At 70.8% G+C, this 18564-nt stretch carries 14 protein-coding genes; 8 read left to right on the top strand and 6 right to left on the bottom strand.

The window, feature by feature from the left end; all coding sequences use genetic code 11:
* The first annotated feature begins 229 nt into the window (after positions 1-229).
* The 5 genes from tkt to pgl are packed head-to-tail and all read left to right on the top strand — an operon-like array spanning position 230 to position 6927.
* The gene (gene tkt / locus OHU35_RS10235; RefSeq protein WP_359897242.1) at positions 230-2317 is read left to right on the top strand and encodes a transketolase; all 2088 of its coding nucleotides are present in this window, start codon (positions 230-232) and stop codon (positions 2315-2317) included.
* A 34-nt stretch (positions 2318-2351) separates the two neighbouring features.
* Positions 2352-3470 (top strand): transaldolase, encoded by a 1119-nt coding sequence (gene tal / locus OHU35_RS10240; RefSeq protein WP_189731037.1) that lies wholly within the window; start codon positions 2352-2354, stop codon positions 3468-3470.
* A 4-nt stretch (positions 3471-3474) separates the two neighbouring features.
* The gene (gene zwf / locus OHU35_RS10245; RefSeq protein ID WP_189731035.1) at positions 3475-4998 is read left to right on the top strand and encodes a glucose-6-phosphate dehydrogenase; all 1524 of its coding nucleotides are present in this window, start codon (positions 3475-3477) and stop codon (positions 4996-4998) included.
* Positions 4995-6128, top strand: a complete 1134-nt coding sequence (gene opcA, locus OHU35_RS10250) for a glucose-6-phosphate dehydrogenase assembly protein OpcA (protein ID WP_359897245.1) — start codon at positions 4995-4997, stop codon at positions 6126-6128. Before zwf ends, opcA begins: the two co-directional genes overlap by 4 nt.
* A 13-nt stretch (positions 6129-6141) precedes the next feature.
* Positions 6142-6927, top strand: a complete 786-nt coding sequence (pgl, locus tag OHU35_RS10255; protein ID WP_189731033.1) for a 6-phosphogluconolactonase — start codon at positions 6142-6144, stop codon at positions 6925-6927.
* A gap of 119 nt (positions 6928-7046) precedes the next feature.
* On the opposite strand, the gene OHU35_RS10260 is transcribed toward pgl, so the two are convergent.
* The 5 genes from OHU35_RS10260 to OHU35_RS10280 all read right to left on the bottom strand — a co-directional run bounded on the left by OHU35_RS10260 (position 7047) and on the right by OHU35_RS10280 (position 13686).
* Positions 7047-7886: a carbohydrate ABC transporter permease gene (locus OHU35_RS10260; RefSeq protein ID WP_189731032.1), complete on the bottom strand. Its 840-nt coding sequence runs from the start codon at positions 7884-7886 to the stop codon at positions 7047-7049.
* Positions 7883-9244, bottom strand: a complete 1362-nt coding sequence (locus OHU35_RS10265) for an ABC transporter permease subunit (RefSeq protein ID WP_189731030.1) — start codon at positions 9242-9244, stop codon at positions 7883-7885. The genes OHU35_RS10260 and OHU35_RS10265 overlap by 4 nt, the downstream gene beginning before the upstream one ends.
* A 6-nt stretch (positions 9245-9250) precedes the next feature.
* Complete coding sequence (locus OHU35_RS10270) at positions 9251-10576, bottom strand: ABC transporter substrate-binding protein (RefSeq protein WP_189731028.1); 1326 nt, start codon at positions 10574-10576, stop codon at positions 9251-9253.
* Positions 10577-10613: 37 nt separating this feature from the next.
* On the bottom strand, positions 10614-12272 hold the full coding sequence (locus OHU35_RS10275; protein ID WP_189731026.1) for a glycoside hydrolase family 13 protein: 1659 nt from the start codon (positions 12270-12272) through the stop codon (positions 10614-10616).
* Between the two features lie 142 nt (positions 12273-12414).
* Entirely contained in the window at positions 12415-13686 is a 1272-nt protein-coding gene (locus tag OHU35_RS10280) for an ABC transporter substrate-binding protein (protein ID WP_405505189.1), read from the bottom strand.
* A 121-nt stretch (positions 13687-13807) separates the two neighbouring features.
* On the opposite strand from OHU35_RS10280, the gene OHU35_RS10285 reads away from it, so the two are divergent.
* The 3 genes from OHU35_RS10285 to OHU35_RS10295 are packed head-to-tail and all read left to right on the top strand — an operon-like array spanning position 13808 to position 17553.
* Entirely contained in the window at positions 13808-14323 is a 516-nt protein-coding gene (locus tag OHU35_RS10285) for a PadR family transcriptional regulator (protein WP_184596865.1), read from the top strand.
* Positions 14320-15075: an ABC transporter ATP-binding protein gene (locus OHU35_RS10290; RefSeq protein WP_189731022.1), complete on the top strand. Its 756-nt coding sequence runs from the start codon at positions 14320-14322 to the stop codon at positions 15073-15075. The genes OHU35_RS10285 and OHU35_RS10290 overlap by 4 nt, the downstream gene beginning before the upstream one ends.
* A gap of 51 nt (positions 15076-15126) precedes the next feature.
* Positions 15127-17553, top strand: a complete 2427-nt coding sequence (locus OHU35_RS10295) for an FtsX-like permease family protein (protein ID WP_189731020.1) — start codon at positions 15127-15129, stop codon at positions 17551-17553.
* Positions 17554-17577: 24 nt separating this feature from the next.
* On the opposite strand, the gene OHU35_RS10300 is transcribed toward OHU35_RS10295, so the two are convergent.
* Entirely contained in the window at positions 17578-18519 is a 942-nt protein-coding gene (locus OHU35_RS10300) for a hypothetical protein (protein ID WP_189731018.1), read from the bottom strand.
* Positions 18520-18564: the final 45 nt, after the last annotated feature.

Here is an 18564-nt window from a genome sequence, read left to right on the forward strand (position 1 = left end):
GGGGGAGGGTTCCGACGGGCGCGTGGAAGCTCGATTGAGCACCCGGATGAGCGGCTCCGTATTCACTTGCCGAATGCGGTACGGCCCAGTCAGGAGGCGGATCCGGATGAGCCCCGGCACTCTGGAGTGACTCGAAAAAACGCACGTCCCACGGGGGTAGGCTCGACTGCGGCCGGTGGGCGCCCCGATACACCGGCATCCGACATGTGGAGAGGAGCCCTGACTCAGGGTGAGCACCAAGCCGACCACCACAGACCTCGAGTGGACCGAGTTGGACCAGCGGTCCGTCGACACCGCGCGTGTCCTGGCCGCCGATGCCGTACAGAAGGTCGGTAACGGCCATCCGGGTACGGCGATGAGCCTGGCGCCTGCCGCCTACACCCTCTTCCAGAAGGTGATGCGGCACGACCCGGCGGACGCCGACTGGGTCGGGCGGGACCGCTTCGTGCTGTCCGCCGGCCACTCGTCCCTGACCCTCTACACCCAGCTGTACCTGGCCGGTTTCGGTCTGGAGCTGGACGACCTGAAGTCCTTCCGCACGTGGGGTTCGAAGACCCCGGGTCACCCCGAGTACGGGCACACGACCGGTGTGGAGACCACGACGGGCCCGCTCGGGCAGGGTGTCGCGAACGCGGTGGGCATGGCGATGGCCGCCCGCTACGAGCGCGGTCTGTTCGACCCGGAGGCCGCCGAGGGCGAGTCCCCCTTCGACCACTTCGTCTACTGCGTCGCCGGTGACGGCTGTCTGCAGGAGGGCATCTCCGCGGAGGCCTCGTCCCTCGCGGGCCACCAGAAGCTGGGCAACCTGGTCCTGCTGTGGGACGACAACCACATCTCGATCGAGGGCGACACCGAGACGGCCGTGTCCGAGGACACGGTGAAGCGGTACGAGGCGTACGGCTGGCACGTGCAACGTGTGGCGCCGAAGCCGGACGGCGACCTGGACCCGCACGCGCTCTACGACGCGATCGAGGCGGCCAAGGCGGTCACCGACCGGCCGTCGTTCATCGCGATGCGCTCGATCATCGCCTGGCCCGCCCCGAACGCGCAGAACACCGAGGCCGCGCACGGCTCGGCGCTGGGTGACGACGAGGTGGCCGCGACCAAGCGCGTGCTGGGCTTCGACCCGGAGCAGAGCTTCGAGGTCTCGGACGAGGTCATCACGCACACCCGCAAGGCGCTGGAGCGGGGCCAGGCGGCCCGGGCCGTGTGGGAGAAGGCGTACCAGCAGTGGCGGGACAACAACCCCGAGCGCGCCGCCGAGTACGACCGCGTCGCCCAGGGTGAGCTGCCCACCGGCTGGGAGGACAAGATCCCGGTCTTCGAGGTCGGCAAGGGCGTGGCCACGCGTGCCGCCTCCGGCAAGGTCCTCCAGGCCCTCGGCGGGGTCATCCCCGAGCTGTGGGGCGGCTCGGCCGACCTGGCCGGCTCGAACAACACCACGATCGACAAGACGTCGTCGTTCCTCCCGGCGGACAACCCGCTCCAGGAGGCGGACCCGTACGGCCGCACGATCCACTTCGGTATCCGCGAGCACGCGATGGCCGCCGAGATGAACGGCATCGCGCTGCACGGCAACACCCGGATCTACGGCGGCACGTTCCTGGTCTTCTCCGACTACATGCGCAACGCGGTGCGGCTGTCGGCGCTGATGCACCTGCCGGTGACGTACGTGTGGACGCACGACTCCATCGGCCTGGGCGAGGACGGCCCGACGCACCAGCCGATCGAGCACCTGGCGTCGCTGCGGGCGATCCCGGGTCTGAACCTCGTACGCCCGGCGGACGCCAACGAGACCGCCATCGCCTGGCGCGAGATCCTCAAGCGCTGGACGAAGGAGTTCGGCAAGGGGCAGCCGCACGGTCTGGCGCTGACGCGTCAGGGTGTGCCGACGTACGAGCCCAACGAGGATGCCGCCAAGGGCGGTTACGTCCTGTTCGAGGCCGACGGCGGCGAGCCCGAGGTCGTCCTCATCGCCACCGGCTCGGAGGTGCACGTCGCTGTCGAGGCGCGCGAGCAGCTCCAGGGCGCCGGCGTGCCCACGCGCGTGGTGTCCATGCCGTCGGTGGAGTGGTTCGAGCAGCAGGACCAGGGGTACCGGGACAGCGTCCTTCCGCCGGCCGTGAGGGCTCGCGTGGCGGTCGAGGCCGGTATCGGACTGACCTGGCACAAGTACGTCGGGGACGCCGGCCGCATCGTTTCCCTGGAGCACTTCGGTGCTTCGGCCGACGGCAAGGTCCTTTTCCGCGAGTTCGGCTTCACTGCCGAGAACGTGGCCGCCGCCGCCCGGGAATCGATCGCCGCAGCTCAGCGCTGACGCTCATATACGACACGTAGGAGATGGAATTTCCATGACAGACGCACTCAAGCGCCTCTCCGAGGAAGGCGTCGCGATCTGGCTGGACGACCTGTCGCGCAAGCGCATCACGTCCGGCAACCTCGCCGAGCTGATCGACCAGCAGCACGTCGTGGGCGTCACCACCAACCCGACGATCTTCCAGAAGGCGATCTCCGAGGGTGACGGCTACGACCAGCAGCTGTCGGACCTCGCCGCCCGCAAGGTGACCGTCGAAGAGGCCATCCGCATGATCACCACGGCGGACGTCCGCGACGCCGCCGACATCCTGCGCCCGGTCTTCGACGCCACGGGCGGCCAGGACGGCCGGGTCTCGATCGAGGTCGACCCGCGCCTCGCGCACAACACCAAGGCGACGGTCGCCGAGGCCCGGCAGCTGGCCTGGCTGGTGGACCGCCCCAACACGCTGATCAAGATCCCGGCCACCAAGGCGGGTCTGCCGGGCATCACCGAGACGATCGGCAACGGCATCAGCGTCAACGTCACGCTGATCTTCTCGCTGGAGCGCTACCGCGAGGTGATGGACGCCTACCTGTCCGGTCTGGAGAAGGCCAAGGCCAAGGGCCTGGACCTGTCCAAGATCCACTCGGTGGCGTCCTTCTTCGTCTCGCGCGTCGACACCGAGATCGACAAGCGGATCGACGCCCTGGGCACCCCCGAGGCCAAGGCGCTGCGCGGCAAGTCCGCCATCGCCAACGCCCGGCTCGCCTACCAGGCGTACGAGGAGGTCTTCTCGAGCGACCGCTGGAGCGTGCTGGAGCGCGCGGGCGCCAACAAGCAGCGTCCGCTGTGGGCCTCCACCGGTGTGAAGGACAAGGCGTACAAGGACACCCTGTACGTCGACGAGCTGGTCGCGCCGAACACGGTGAACACCATGCCGGAGGCGACCCTGTACGCCACCGAGGACCACGGCCAGATCACCGGCAACACCCTCGCCGGCACGTACGAGCAGGCCCGCGCCGACCTCGACGCGGTCGAGCAGCTCGGGATCAAGTACGACGACGTGGTCCAGCTGCTGGAGGACGAGGGCGTCGAGAAGTTCGAGGCGTCCTGGACCGACCTGCTGAAGTCGACCGAGGCCGAGCTTCAGCGCCTCGCCCCCTCGGAGGGCTGAACAGGTGTCGAGCAGCAATCCGCTGCGTGACCCCGCGGACCGACGGCTCCCGCGTATCGCGGGGCCGTCGGGCCTGGTCATCTTCGGCGTCACGGGCGACCTGTCACGCAAGAAGCTCATGCCCGCCGTGTACGACCTCGCCAACCGGGGTCTGCTGCCGCCGGGCTTCTCGCTGGTGGGTTTCGCGCGCCGTGAGTGGGCGCACGAGGACTTCGCACAGGAGGTCCACGACGCGGTCAAGGAGCACGCCCGCACGCCCTTCCGCGAGGAGGTCTGGCAGCAGCTCATCCAGGGCATGCGCTTCGTGCAGGGCACGTTCGACGACGACGACGCGTTCGAGCGGCTGCGCTCCACGATCGAGGAACTGGACAAGGCGCAGGGCACGGGCGGCAACTTCGCCTTCTACCTCTCCGTGCCGCCGAAGTCCTTCCCGTTGGTCATCCAGCAGCTGAAGAAGCACCAGCTGGCCGACCAGCAGGGCGGCTCCTGGCGGCGCGCGGTCATCGAGAAGCCCTTCGGTCACGACCTGAAGTCGGCCGAGGAGCTCAACAAGGTCGTCCACGAGGTGTTCGCGCCGGAGCAGGTCTTCCGGATCGACCACTACCTGGGCAAGGAGACCGTCCAGAACATCCTGGCGCTGCGCTTCGCCAACACGATGTTCGAGCCGATCTGGAACCGGTCCCTCGTGGACCATGTGCAGATCACCATGGCCGAGGACATCGGTATCGGCGGCCGGGCCGGGTACTACGACGGCATCGGCGCCGCCCGTGACGTCATCCAGAACCACCTGCTCCAGCTGCTGGCGCTCACCGCCATGGAGGAGCCGGCCTCGTTCGACGCGGACGCGCTGGCCGCCGAGAAGACCAAGGTGCTCGGCGCCGTGCGGCTGCCGAAGGACATGGGCCGGGACACCGTGCGCGGCCAGTACTCGGCCGGCTGGCAGGGCGGCGAGAAGGTGATCGGCTATCTGGACGAGGACGGCATCAACGCCTCGTCGAAGACCGACACCTACGCCGCGATCAAGCTGGAGATCGACAACCGCCGCTGGGCGGGTGTCCCCTTCTATCTGCGCACCGGCAAGCGGCTCGGCCGCCGGGTGACGGAGATCGCGGTCGTCTTCCAGCGGGCCCCGCACTCCCCCTTCGACACGACGGCCACCGAGGAGCTGGGCTCCAACGCGATCGTCATCCGCGTCCAGCCGGACGAGGGCGTGACGGTCCGCTTCGGCTCGAAGGTCCCCGGCACGTCGATGGAGATCCGGGACGTGTCCATGGACTTCGCGTACGGCGAGTCCTTCACGGAGTCCAGCCCCGAGGCGTACGAGCGCCTCATCCTGGACGTTCTGCTCGGTGACTCGAACCTCTTCCCGCGCACCGAGGAGGTCGAACTGTCCTGGAAGATCCTCGACCCGATCGAGGAGTACTGGGACAAGAACGGCAAGCCCGCCCAGTACCCGGCCGGTACCTGGGGGCCCGTCGAGGCGGACGAAATGCTCGAGCGAGACGGACGGAGCTGGCGCCGGCCATGAAGACAGACCTGACGGACACCACCGCCAGCAAGATCAACAAGGCGCTGGTGCAGGGCCGCCGGGCGATCGGCACCCCGGCGGTCGGCATGGTGCTCACGCTGGTCATCGTGACGGACGAGGAGAACGCCTACGACGCGCTGAAGGCGGCGAACGACGCCTCGCACGAGCATCCCTCGCGCACGCTCGTGGTCATCAAGCGCGTCTCCCGCTCGCCCCGCGACCGTACGCAGTCCCGCCTGGACGCGGAGGTCCGGCTGGGCGCGGACGCCGGCTCGGGTGAGACGGTGGTGCTCCGCCTGTACGGCGAGGTGGCCGAACACGCCCAGTCGGTGGTGCTGCCGCTGCTGCTGCCGGACGCCCCGGTGGTGGTGTGGTGGCCGGTGAACGCGCCGCTCGACCCGGCGAAGGACCCTCTGGGTGCCCTCGGCCAGCGCCGTGTCACCGACACCTACGCCTCCGAGCAGCCGGTACGGGACCTGGCGACCCGGTCGGGGACCTACACCCCCGGCGACACGGACCTGTCCTGGACCCGCATCACGCCCTGGCGCTCCATGCTGGCGGCGGCCCTCGACCAGGTCACCTGCGAGGTCAGGGCCGTCGAGGTGGAGGGCGAGGAGTTCAACCCGAGCTGCGAGCTGCTGGCGATGTGGCTCGCGGACCGGCTGGACGTCCCCGTGAAGCGCTCGCTGTCCGGCGGCCCCGGTCTGACGGCGGTCCGCCTGGACACCAACTGCGGCCCGATCAAGCTGGACCGCGCGGACGGCTCCCTCGCCACGCTCTCCATCGACGGCCAGCCGGACCGCGGAGTGGCGCTCAAGCGCCGGGACACGGCCGAGCTGATAGCGGAGGAGCTGCGGCGGCTTGACCCGGACGACACGTACGCGTCGGCCCTGCGGTACGGGGTGGACCGGCTGAAGTCCTCCTGGTCGGCTCCGGCGCCTCGGGTCTCCGGGGAGTCGGTGGCCAAAGGGGAGAGCGGAGAGCCCAAAAGTGACGGGCGAGCACGACTCGCCCTCCCCGCTCCCGTCGAAACGGCTGCGAAAGCACCCGCTGCGGAAGCGACGGCGCAGGCACCGGTGAAGCAGGAACCGCCCGCGCTGGAACCGGTACGGAAGGCGACGACGAAGTGAGGGCTACGACGAAGTGAGTACGGCACCGCAGCTGGTCGTGCACCGCGACAAGGAGCTGATGGCGCAGGCCGCGGCGGCCAGGCTGATCACGAAGATCGTGGACGCGCAGGCCTCCCGGGGCTCGGCGTCCGTGGTCCTGACGGGCGGCCGCAACGGCAATGGCCTGCTGGCCGCGCTGGCCGCGGCGCCCGCCCGGGACGCCGTCGACTGGAGCCGGCTCGACCTCTGGTGGGGCGACGAGCGGTTCCTGCCCGAGGGCGACCCGGAGCGCAACATCACGCAGGCGAGGGAGGCGCTGCTGGACGCGGTGCCGCTCGATCCGAAGCGGGTGCACGCGATGCCCGCGTCGGACGGCCCGCACGGCGCCGACGTGGACGCGGCGGCGGCTTCGTACGCGGAGGAACTGGCGCAGGCTGCCGGCCCGGAGAACCACGGCCCCGTGCCGACGTTCGACGTGCTGATGCTCGGCGTCGGCCCGGACACGCATGTCGCCTCGCTGTTCCCGGAGTTGCCCGCGGTACGCGAGACGGACCGCACGGTCGTGGGCGTCCACGGCGCGCCCAAGCCGCCGCCGACCCGGGTGACGCTGACGTTGCCGGCGATCCGTGCGGCCCGTGAGGTGTGGCTCCTGGCCGCGGGCGAGGACAAGGCCCAGGCCGCGGCGATCGCGCTCTCGGGCGCGGGCGAGATCCAGGCCCCGGCGGCCGGGGCGTACGGCCGCAGCCGGACGCTGTGGCTGCTGGACGGGGCGGCGGCCTCGCAACTGCCGCGGTCGCTGTATCCGCCGGCTTCGGCTTAGGCACACCAGGGGGCTCCGCCCCCTGGATCCTCCAGGCCTTGGCCCACCCATCAAAGGCATTTCGGGTGGTGGGTGGGCGCAGGCGAGGGTCCAGGGGGCGGAGCCCCTTGGTGCAGCGGCTACTTGACCGAGCCCGCCATCACGCCCTGCACAAAGTGCTTCTGGAACGCGAAGAACACGACGACAGGCACGACCAGGGACACGAACGCCCCCGGCGCCAGGACATCGATGTTGCTGCCGAACTGCCGGATCTGGGACTGGAGTTCCACGGTCAGCGGCTGCGACGCGCTGTCCGCGAACAGCAGCGCCACCAGCATGTCGTTCCACACCCACAGGAACTGGAAGATGGCCAGGGAGGCGATCGCCGGCCGTCCCACGGGCAGTACGAGCCGCGTGAAGATGCGCCACTCACTGCCCCCGTCCATGCGCGCGGCCTCCAGCATCTCCTTCGGTATCTCGGAGAAGTAGTTCCGCAGCAGGAACACCGCGAACGGCAGGCCGTAGGCGACGTGGAAGAGCACGACACCCGGGATGGTCCCGAACAGCCCCAGCTGCCCGAAGAGTTTCGCGACCGGCAGCAGCCCGATCTGCACGGGCACCACCAGCAAGGCGACCACGACCAGGAAGATCGTCTCCCGCCCGGGGAAGTCCAGCCATGCGAAGGCATAGCCCGCGAGCGCCGCGATGACGACGACCAGCACCGTCGTCGGCACCGATATCAGCACCGTGTTCCAGAACGCCGTCGTGATCCCGGCGTTCCCCAGCAGCTCCGAGTAGTTGTCGAAGGACAGCTGCCCGGGGCTGGTGAACACCGTCCACCAGCCGCCCTTCGCGGTGTCCTCGGCGGACCGCAGCGAGGACAGGAACAGCCCGGCCAGGGGCGTCATCCACACCAGGCCCACGATCACGAGGAAGGCCTGGACGACCCCGTTGCCCAACCCGCGCCGAACCGCGTTCATCGCTGACTCCTTCGGAAACGGCGGACGTTGAACACCATGGCCGGAACCACCAGCAGCAGGAGCAGCACACCCAGCGCGCTGCCGAGCCCCTGGTTGTTGCCGCCGCCGAACGACACCAGCCACATCTGCGTCGCGAGCACGGTCGCGTCTTCCTGCACCGGCCCGGGCGCGATGATGTAGACGAGGTCGAAGACCTTCATCACGTTGATCACCAGGGTGATGAAGACGACCGTCAGCACGGGTGCCAGCAACGGCACCGTGATCCGCCGGAAGATCTGCCACTCGTTGGCGCCGTCCATCCGCGCCGCCTCCAGCGTGTCCCGCGGCAGCGTCGCCAGGCCCGCGCCGATCAGCACCATGGAGAAGCCGGTCCAGATCCACAGGTACGCGCCGATGATCGCCGGTGTGACCAGCGCGGGTCCGAGCCAGGAGACGCCCTCGTAGGGCGGGGCGAAGTTGGACGACGGCAACTGCACCGCGTAGGAGCCCGGTTCGAGTCCCTCGAAGCGGAAGGAGCCGTCGGACGCGGTGGTCGCCGTGGCGACCGCCTTGCCGTCGCGCACCGCCTCGACCTTCATCTCGGGCAGTCCGCTCTCGCGCCGGTCGACCTTGCCCTGCTCCCCTCCCCCGCCGGGCGTGAAGTCCAGGTAGACCACACCGCGCACCTCGTCGGGGGCGGCCTTCTGTCCCGCCGCCGCGTACGCGGGCTTTGTGCCGCCCGGCAGGTCGTCGGGCAGCACCCCGACCAGCGGGAGCGACACCGCGTTCCCCGGCGACACGCTCTGGCTCGTGCGGTACGACCCGTCCTTCTCCTTCGTCAGCCCCTGCCCCTCACGCCCACGGGCCGTCGGGTAGGACGAGGAGCCCTCGAACGCGTCGTGGACGGAGACCACCGCCGCGTTGAGGACGCCCTTGTCGGGGTCCTCGTCGTAGGCGAGCCGGAAGATGATGCCGGCGGCGAGGAAGGAGACCGCCATCGGCATGAAGAGCAGCAGCTTGAAGGCCGTGGCCCAGCGGACCTTCTCCACCAGGACGGCCAGGATCAGCCCGAGGCCGGTCAGCAGGGCCGGCGCGACGACGACCCAGATGGCCGTGTTGCGTACGGCGTTGAGGGTCGCCGGGTCGCTGAACATCTCGGCGTAGTTGTCGCCGCCCACGAAGGTCGTCCCGGAGGCGTCGAAGAAGCTGCGGCCGATGCTGAACAGCACGGGGTAGACGACGAGCGCGCCGAGCAGCAGCAGCGCGGGCAGGACGAACAGCAGGGCGATGGTCCTGCCTCGCCGGCGCAGGCGCCGGGTGCGGTCGGCGATCGTGCCGGGCGGTGGAGGACTCGTCTCTTTCACGAGGGTCGCTGTCATGGCGTATCAGTCCTGGTACGCCTTGGCCGCCGCGGCCTCCAGCTTCGCCGCGGTGCCCTTCGGGTCGGACGGGTCGCGCAGGAAGTCCTGGAGCAGCTTCCACTCGCCGGTGCCCTTCGTGCCGCCGAAGGCCGCCGGGGCCTGGTCGGACATGTCGAAGCGGACCGAGTCCCCGGCCTGGACGAGGGACTTGGCGGTGGCGCGGGTGACGTCGTCGCCGTACTTGGCGAGGTCGAGCTCCTTGTTCGGGGAGAGGAAGCCGCCCGCCTCGGCCCACACCGCGGAGGCCTCCGGCGTGGCCAGGTACTCCGTGAGAGCCTGCGCGGCCTTCTGGTTCTTGCCGTCCTTCAGGACGGCGGCCGCGTCACCGCCGCTGACGACCGGCGCCTCACCGCCGCCGACCGCGGGGAACGGGAAGAAGTTCGCGTCCTTCCCGACGGTCTTGCCGAACTGGTCCTTGGCGACGCCTGCGACGAAGTCGCCCTCGTAGACCATGCCGGCCTCGGGCTCCGGACCGAAGACCTTCTCCACGGAGCCGGGGAAGTCGGTGTTCAGGGCGCCCTTCTGACCGCCGGCGATGAGCTGCTTGTCCTTGAAGAGCTTGCCGAGCGTGGTGAGGGCGTCGACGACCGACGCGTCGGTCCACTTCAGCTTGTGCGCGGCGAGGGCATCGTACTTCTCGGGTCCGGCCTGGGACAGGTAGACGTTCTCGAACCAGTCGGTGAGGGTCCAGCCGTCCTGTCCGGCGACGGAGAACGCGGCGAGCCCGGAGTCGGACACGGTCTGCCCGGCCTTGAGCATCTCGTCGTACGACTTCGGCGGCTTCACACCGGCCTGGGCGAGGGCGTCGGGGCTGTACCAGACGGTGGACTTGTGGGCGGCCTTGAAGTACAGGCCGTAGAGGGTGCCGTCGACGCTGCCGTACTTCTTCCACACGGGGGCGTACCCCGCGTCCACGGACTGCTCGGTCTTCTTCGACAGCGGCTTCAGCCAGCCCTTGGCGGCGAACTGCTTGAGCACGCCGACCTGCGGGACCATCACGACGTCGGGGGCGTTGCCGCCCTCGATCTTGCTGCCGACGACGGTGGAGACGTTGTCGCCGGTGGACGTGAACTGCGTCTTGGCGCCGGTCTTCTCGGTGAAGGCGTCCAGCACCTTCTGGAAGTTCTTCTGCTCGGTGCCGGACCAGACGCCGGCCACGGTGACCGTCTGGCCGCTGAGCGCCTTGTCGCCGCCGCCGGCCGTGACGGGGCCGCCGCCGCAGGCGGTCGTGCCGAGCGCCAGGGCGAGGGCGGTGCAGCCGGTGAGCAGGGTGGTACGTCGTCGCATCATCGTTGATGTCCCTTCGGGGAGTTGACTTGCGGGGAGTTCAGGAAGAGATCCACCAGGCGGCCGTGGAGCCGGGCAGCACGCCGGCGGGGCAGGGGCCGCTGGCCAGCAGCGGGGTGCCGGAGACCGGCGCGGGTGTGGGGGCCGTGCCGAAGTTGACGGCACACACCAGGTCGTCGCCTCGGGCGAAGGCCAGGACGCCGGGCGGGGCGTCCAGCCAGCGCAGCGTGCCCTCGCCCAGCTGGGGCAGGGTGCCGCGGAGTTGGAGGCCGTCGCGGTACAGGTGCCAGAAGGAGCGGGTGTCGGCGAGGGCGCGGTCGGTGGCGTACTCGGCGAAGTACTCCGGCTGCGGCAGCCACGGCTTGGCGCTCTCCTCGCCGGAGGTGAAGCCGAAGGGCGACGCCTGCCCCGACCAGGGCAGCGGCACCCGGCAGCCGTCGCGGATCCGGGCCCGGCTTCCGGTGCGGTGGAAGATCGGGTCGGTGAGCACGTCGTCGGGCAGGTCGACGACCTCGGGCAGGCCGAGCTCCTCGCCCTGGTAGATGTAGGCGGCTCCGGGCAGTGCCAGCATCAGCAGCGCGGCGGCGCGGGCCCGGGCGGCACCGAGGCCGCTGCCCTCCGTGGCGGGTTCGCCGTAGCGGGTGACGGTGCGGACCTGGTCGTGGTTGTTGAGGACCCAGGTGACCGTCGAGCCGGTGCCGGCGATGTCGTGCATGGCCTCGGAGATGACCTTCTGGAAGGCGTCGGGGTCCCAGGGGGCGCTGAGCAGGTCGAAGAAGAAGGCCTGGTGGAGTTCGTCCGGGCGGACGTACTGGGCGTGCTCGCGGGCGGTCGGGACGGAGACCTCGCCGACGAGCAGGCGTTCGCAGCCGTCCCGCTCGGTGTACTCCTCGCATATGGAGCGCCAGCGCCGCCACACCTCGTGCACCTCGGGCTGGTTCCAGGCGAGCGGGTTGACCGAGTCGCGGGTGCGGGCGTCGGCCTCCGGGTCGTCGGAGTCGGGCAGCTCGGGGTGCTTGTAGAGGCCGGCGGCGACGTCGATGCGGAAGCCGTCGACACCCCGGTCCAGCCAGAACCGCAGGACCCGGTCGAACTCGGCGGCGACCTCCGGGTCGCGCCAGTTCCAGTCGGGCTGCTCGGGCGTGAACATGTGCAGGTACCACTGGCCGGGCCGCCCGTCCGCCTCGGTCACCCGGCTCCACGCCGGGCCGCCGAACATCGCGTGCCAGTTGTTGGGCGGCTCGTCGCCGTCCGGGCCGCGGCCGTCGGCGAAGTGGAAACGGGCGCGGGCGTCGCTGCCGGGAGACGCGGCGAGGGCCTCGCGGAACCAGGGGTGCTCGCTGGAGCAGTGGTTCGGGACGATGTCGAGCAGCACCTTGACGCCGAGCCGCCGCGCGGCCCCGACCAGCAGGTCGAACTCGGCGAGGTCGCCGAAGAGCGCATCGACGTCGCAGTAGTCGGCCACGTCGTAGCCGTGGTCGTGCTGCGGCGAGGGATAGAAGGGGCTCAGCCAGATCCCGTCGACGCCGAGCTTCTTCAGATACGGCAGTCCGGCCCGGACGCCGGCGAGATCGCCGATGCCGTCGCCGGTGCTGTCGAGGAAGCTGCGGACGTACACCTGATAGATCACTGCGTCACGCCACCAGTGGTGCCTGTTCAACCCATCGACCTGTCTCTGTGGAGGGCAGCGGTTATGCATGCATGTTAAGTAGGCATGTCGAGAGGGTGTCAATGAAAAGGCGGAAGCTACCGAGGAGTTGAAATAGTAAAATTGGGCGCCAATCGGGCATATCTCAGCCAGATGAGACGTCCGCGTTACCTAACAAGTAACTAGAAGAGCGCTAGCCGCGCGAGATGACGGCGAGCTCCCGTGCCAGACGGCGCACCGCTGCCGTCGGCGTCTCGTGCCCGGCCATCGCGTCGTGGACGACGGCCTGGACGACCAGGCTGACCTGGTCGTAGCGCGGGCTCTTGGGGCGCGGCGCGGCCGCGAGCACGCTCTCGCGCAGGGTCGGCAGGTACGGGAACCTGCGGATGAGCCGCGGGTCGGTGTAGAGATCGGCCCGCACGGGCGGCAGCGCGCCACGGGTGAGGACCTGCCGCTGGACGCCCTCGCTGGTGAGGTACGCGATCAGGCGGGCGGTCGAGTCAGGGTGCCGGGCGTGGCTGCTGACGGCCAGGTTGGATCCGCCGAGGACGCTCGTCCCCGGCCCGTCCCGTCCGGGCAGCGGCACGGCGCCGATCTTCCCGGCGACCCGGGAGCCCGGGGCGGAGGCGCCGACGTACGCGTACGGCCAGTTCCGCAGGAAGAGCAGCCGGCCCTCCTGGAAGGCCTGCTTGGACTCCTCCTCCTTGTAGGCCAGCGCCTCTTTCGGGATCCAGCCCTCTTGTACTCCGCGGGCCAGGAACCCGATGCCCTCGCGGGCCGCCGCCGAGTCGACGGTGACGCGTTCGCCCTCGTCGCCGAGGATCGAGCCGCCCGCCGAGTAGACGGCCTCGGCCGCGTTGACGGTGAGGCCCTCGTAGGGAAGGAACTGCCCGGCGTAGCCGTCGAGGCCGTACTTCGGGGCGATGGTCTTCGCGTACCGCTCCAGTTCCGCCCAGGTGCGCGGCGGCGCGACGCCCTCCTTGGCGAGGACGTCCTTGCGGTAGAGGAGCAGGCCGGCGTTGGTGACGTACGGGACGGCGTACAGCTGTCCGTCGTAGGTCGCCGTGTCGACGACCGGCGGGAGGAAGGTCTTCAGCGGGAAGCGGTCGCGGGGCAGGGGCCTGATCCAGCCCGCGGCGGCGAACTCCGAGGTCCAGTTGACGTCGATGTTGAGCACGTCGAACCGGCTGCGGTCGCCGTCGCGCAGGTCGGTGGCCATCTGCGCCTGGGTCTCGTCGGCCGAGTCGGGCAGCTCGACGAGGGTCACCTTCTCGCCGGGGTGGGTGCGGTTCCAGCCCTCCAGCAGAGGACCGAGATAGCCGGTGAGGTCTCCGGCGGTGGCCAGGGTGAGCGGTCCGCGACCGCCGTCGGCCGGCTCGCCCGCCTGTGCTCCGGCGGCGACGTAGCCGGTCATGACCACGACGAGAACGAGAAGGCCCCTACCCGCGGCATGGATCCACCGCATAGGTTCCTCCCTGTACACCGGCGACGGGCTCCCTTGCCCGGAATCAGAGGCCATGTATACCTGTTAGGTATGGGCGATACTAGGGTCTGGAGCACATTGACCGGACAGGAGGACTGCACGCGTGCGCCTGCACCTCCTGGCACTCCTCGCCCGCGGCCCCGCCCACGGATACGAGCTCAAGCAGGACCTTGAGCAACTGCTGGGCTCCGCGTACCCTCAGCCGAATGTCGGCCAGATCTATGTGACCCTCGGCCGCCTCGAGAAGTCGGGACTGATCGAGGGCGAGGACGTGGCGCAGTCCAGCCGGCCCAACAAAAAGGTCTACCACCTCACCGACGCCGGGCGGGAGGCGCTGCGCGCCTGGTTCGAGGAGCCCGAGGACGAGCCGCGGGTACGGGACGACTTCTTCATGAAGCTGGCGCTCGCTCCGCAGACCGGGCTCGCCGACCAGATCTCCCTGATCAACCACCAGCGGCGCCAGTATCTGAACACCATGCGGCAGCTCTCGAAGCTGGCCGCCGCCGAAGACCGCGACAACCGCATCGCGCATCTGCTGATAGAGGGCGCGATGCTGCACCTGCAAGCCGATCTCGACTGGCTGGAGCGGTGCCAGGAAGAGCTGGAGGAGCTGGAGTGAGCGACGACCGTCCCGCTCCTGTGCTGCGCGCCGAGGGACTGGTGAAGACGCACCACGGCGAGGGCGCGCCCGCCCATGCCGTGCGCGGGGTCGACCTGTGCGTACGGCAGGGCGAGTTCGTGGCGATCACCGGCCCGTCCGGCGCCGGAAAGTCGACGCTGCTGCATCTGCTCGGCGGGCTCCAGCGGCCGGACGCGGGCCACCTCTGGCTCGACGGCGAGTCCACCGACACCTACGGCGAGGCCCGCTGGGCGGTGGAGCGCAGGAAGCGGATCGGGATCGTCTTCCAGTTCTTCAACCTCGTGTCGAACCTGTCCGTCGCCGACAACGTGGAACTGCCCGCCCTGCTCGCCGGGAGCTCGCCGAAGCGGGCGCGCACCGAGCGCGAGCAGCTGCTGGGCGAGCTGGGCCTGACGGGCAAGGAGCGCAGCATGCCGGGCGAGCTGTCCGGCGGTGAGCAGCAGCGGGTCGCGCTGGCCCGGGCCCTGGTCAACCATCCCCCGCTGCTGCTGGCCGACGAACCGGCCGGCAGCCTCGACAGCAAGGGCACCCGCGAGGTGATGCGGCTGCTGTCCCGCTTCCACCAGCGCGGCCAGACGATCCTGCTGGTCACCCATGACGCGCGGCTGGCGAGCGCCGCGGACCGGGTGATCAGCTTCTTCGACGGCCGGATCGCCGACGACGCGGAACTCGACGGGGGCACACCACCGCGCCGGTCCGGCATCTCCGGTGTGCTGGAACTCAAGGACTGACATGCGGGTGTACGACGGCTGCCCGGCGTCCGGGCCGAGAGGCTGAGGCCCGTGCGAGCCACCCTGCGCTGGGCGCACTCCGATCTGCGCACGCACCGCGGCGAGGCGCTGTTCCTCGTCCTCGCCACCGCGGGCATCGTCGCGTCGCTGCTGCTGGCCACGGCCCTGTTCGGGTACGCGACCAACCCCTGGCAGCGCGTGTTCACGCAGTCGCACGGAGCGCATGTGTGGCTGCACACCGACACCGCCGCCGACACCGGGAAACTGGCCGGGCTGGACGGCGTCGACTCCGTCGCCGGCCCTTATCCCACCGCCGCCACCACCGTCTCCTCAAGGGGCAGCCGCGCCGCCGTCGAGCTGCGCGGCACTCCGGAACGGCCCTCCGTCGGCCGCCCGCCGCTCGTCTCCGGCCACTGGCTCGACCCCTCGACGCCGAACGGTGTGGTCCTCGAGAGCCGTCTCGCCCGCGCGCTGCTGGCCGAGCCCGGCGACACCCTCACCGTGCCCGGCACCGCCCGCGAGCTGACCGTCGTGGGGCTCGCCGACAGCGCCGAGCCGCGCTACCGGCCCGGTGAGCAACCGGGCCTGGTGTGGGCACTGCCGTCGGCCGTGCCGGAACCCGGCGGCCAGGTGATCGGTCTGCGCCTGACGGACCCCGGCGACACCTCCTACGTCGTGCAGCGTGCCGTGACCGTGCTGGGATCCGGGGCGATCGGCGAGGTCTCCACCTGGCAGCAGGCACGCGCCGAGGCCCAGGGCGACAACCGGCTCCTCGGCCAGGTGCTGGGCCTGTTCGGGCTGGGCGCGCTGGTCGCCGCCGGGCTCGCCGTGCACGGGGCGATCAGCACCCGTATCCGCGGCCACCTGCGGGACCTCTCCGTGCTGAAGGCGATCGGCTTCACCCCGGGGCAGGTGGTCCGCGTCTTCCTGCTCCAGCACCTCGCCTACGCCCTGCTGGGCGCCGTGGCCGCCGCCGCGCTCGCCGAGGCCCTGGGCAGCCGGATCCCCGGGCGGCTCGGGGACGCGGTCGGCGTGTGGCAAGGCCTACCCGGGCACACCGTGGCACTGGTCGTGGTCCCGGTGGGCGCGGTGCTGTTCATCGGCGCGACCACCGGCCTGGCCGCGTGGCGGGCGGGACGGGTGCCGCCGGTGCCGGTGCCGAGGCCCGCGGCGGCACTGGGCGGGCGGTTGACCGGGGCAGCAGGCCGAAGCCGCGGAACGCGGCCCGCCGGCCACGGGGTGCGGCCCGCTTCCGCTTCGCCGGGCAGGCGGGCGGCGAGCGGCGTGCGCCGCGTCCTCAGGCTCCCGCCCGCGGCTCCGCGCACCGGACAGCTGTCCGGCATGGCCCGCCGGGCACTCGGCCTGCGGATTCCGCCCGCGCTGGTGCTGGGCTGGCACAAGGCGTTCACCCGCCGCCCCCGGTCCCTGGCCACGGTCGCCCGCCTCACACTGCCGCTGCTGCTGATCGTCGTGGCGATGAGCGCGTGGACCACCATCGACCGCTTCCACAGCGAGCCGGAGCAGATCGGCCTGCCCACCACGCTCAGCGTCCGCGCCGACACCGGCCTGAGCGAACGGCAGACCCGCACCCTCCTGGAACGCGACCCGCAGGTCGCCGCCGCCTACCCCGGCGTCGAGACGGCCGCCCTGGTCCCGGGCCAGACGGCGACCATCGCCCTGCGCGGCCTCGGCACCCACCAGGACCCCTACCCGTACACCCTCGCCGAGGGCCGCGCCGCCCGCGGTGCCGACGAGGCCGTGGCGGGGCAGGGACTGCTCGACCTGCTGGACGTGCGCGTCGGCGACTGGGTCCGCATGACCGTCGGCGACCAGCCGCAGATCCTGCACATCGTGGGCCGCAGCATCGAGCCGGAGAACGCCGGCCGGGTCATCTCCACGTCCCTCGACACTCTCCGCGCGAACGACCCCGGGCTCCGCCCGACCCTCTACGAGCTGCGCCTGGACCCCGGCGCCGACCCGGCGAAGGTCGCCGACCGGCTCGCCACGGCCGGGCGCGGCCATCTGGACGTGCACACCGTGGCCAACCCCGCCGACGGGCTCTCCCCGCTGCGCGCCGTCGTCGCCGGACTGATCGCCGTGCTCGCCCTGATCGGGCTCATCGAACTGCTGACCGCGATCGGCGGCGCCGTCCGCGAGGGCGAACGGGACCTGCTGGCGCTGAAGGCCATCGGCCTGTCCCCCCGCCAGATCACGGCGATCACGGTCACGGCCACCGGCTGTACGGCCCTGGCGGCCGTGCTCGCCGCCACCGTCCTGGGCCTGCCGCTCGCCCACTGGCTCATCGACGCCCAGGGCCGATCGAGCGGGATCGGCGCCGGGATCGCGCAGGGCCCGTCGGCCCTCCTCATGTTGCCGCTGGGGGCGGCGGCGGTGCTCTGCGCGGCCGCACTGGCCGCCCTGCCCGCGGCCCGCGCGGCACGCCGCCGGCTCGCGGACACGCTGAGCGCGGTCGCCTGACCTCGACTTCGGCGGCTTCGCCGGTCAGCCGCCGTAGGGCCGCTGCGGGTTGTACGGCGGCTGCGGGTGGGGTGGGTAGGGGTTGCCGCCTCCGGTGGGCTGCTGCGGCACACCGTAGGGATTGCCGTACGGGTTCCCCTGCGGCGGCAGGTACGGCTGCCCCGCCGGGGGCATCCCCGGCGGCACGTGCGGGGACATCGGCGGAACGGGACCGGGGGCCGGTGCCAGGGTCGCCGGGTGTGCCCTCAGCCGGATCCCGTACCGCCGCCTCAGCCGCCCCATCTCCAGCAACGCGATCGCGGTGACCGTCACCGGAGCGCCCAGGATGAAGACGATGCCCAGCCTGAGGCTGAGCCCGTGCAGATCACCGGTGACCAGGTCCGGGACAGCCATCAGCCAGCTCGTCACCATGGCGAGCAGCGGCGGCAGACAACGGTGCGTGGCAGCCGTACCGAAGAAGTTGCCGGAGACCCGCACCGCCCCGTAGGCCGTGAAGATGAGCATCCACATCATCGTCACGCCGACCCCGATGATCGCGGCGGGGTGCGCCGACCCGTTCACCGTCCGCACCAGCACCAGCAGGGCGGCCACACATCCGACGAACAGCACCAGCAGCTTGAGGGAGTTGAGCAGAGGCACCCGCAACTGCCGTACGGTGCCGCCGCGCCTCCAGACGAAGAGCATCGCCCCGACCGTCAGCGGCGTGAGGAAGAGCAGGACGACCGAGGCGGTCATCGCGTTCTCCAGCAGCTCCGTGAAGTCGAAGCCGCCCTGGATGAAGGTGTAGACGCCGAGGGACGCGACCGCGCCTGCGATGACCCGGAACTTCTTGAGCTGCTCCACGGACGGATCGAGCGACTCCGGTATCCACGCCGGGTGGAACACGGCCCGAGCCACGTCCTGGGGCTTCAACAGGGACCGGGCCGTCAGCGTGCCGCCCGTCCAACTTCCGCGTGTGCGTGCCACTTCGCGCTCCCCCGAGCACTCGCTGTCATGATCGCCCGGAGTCTA

Origin of the sequence: Streptomyces purpurascens (genome assembly GCF_045040895.1) — a bacterium.
Taxonomy (GTDB): domain Bacteria; phylum Actinomycetota; class Actinomycetes; order Streptomycetales; family Streptomycetaceae; genus Streptomyces; species Streptomyces purpurascens.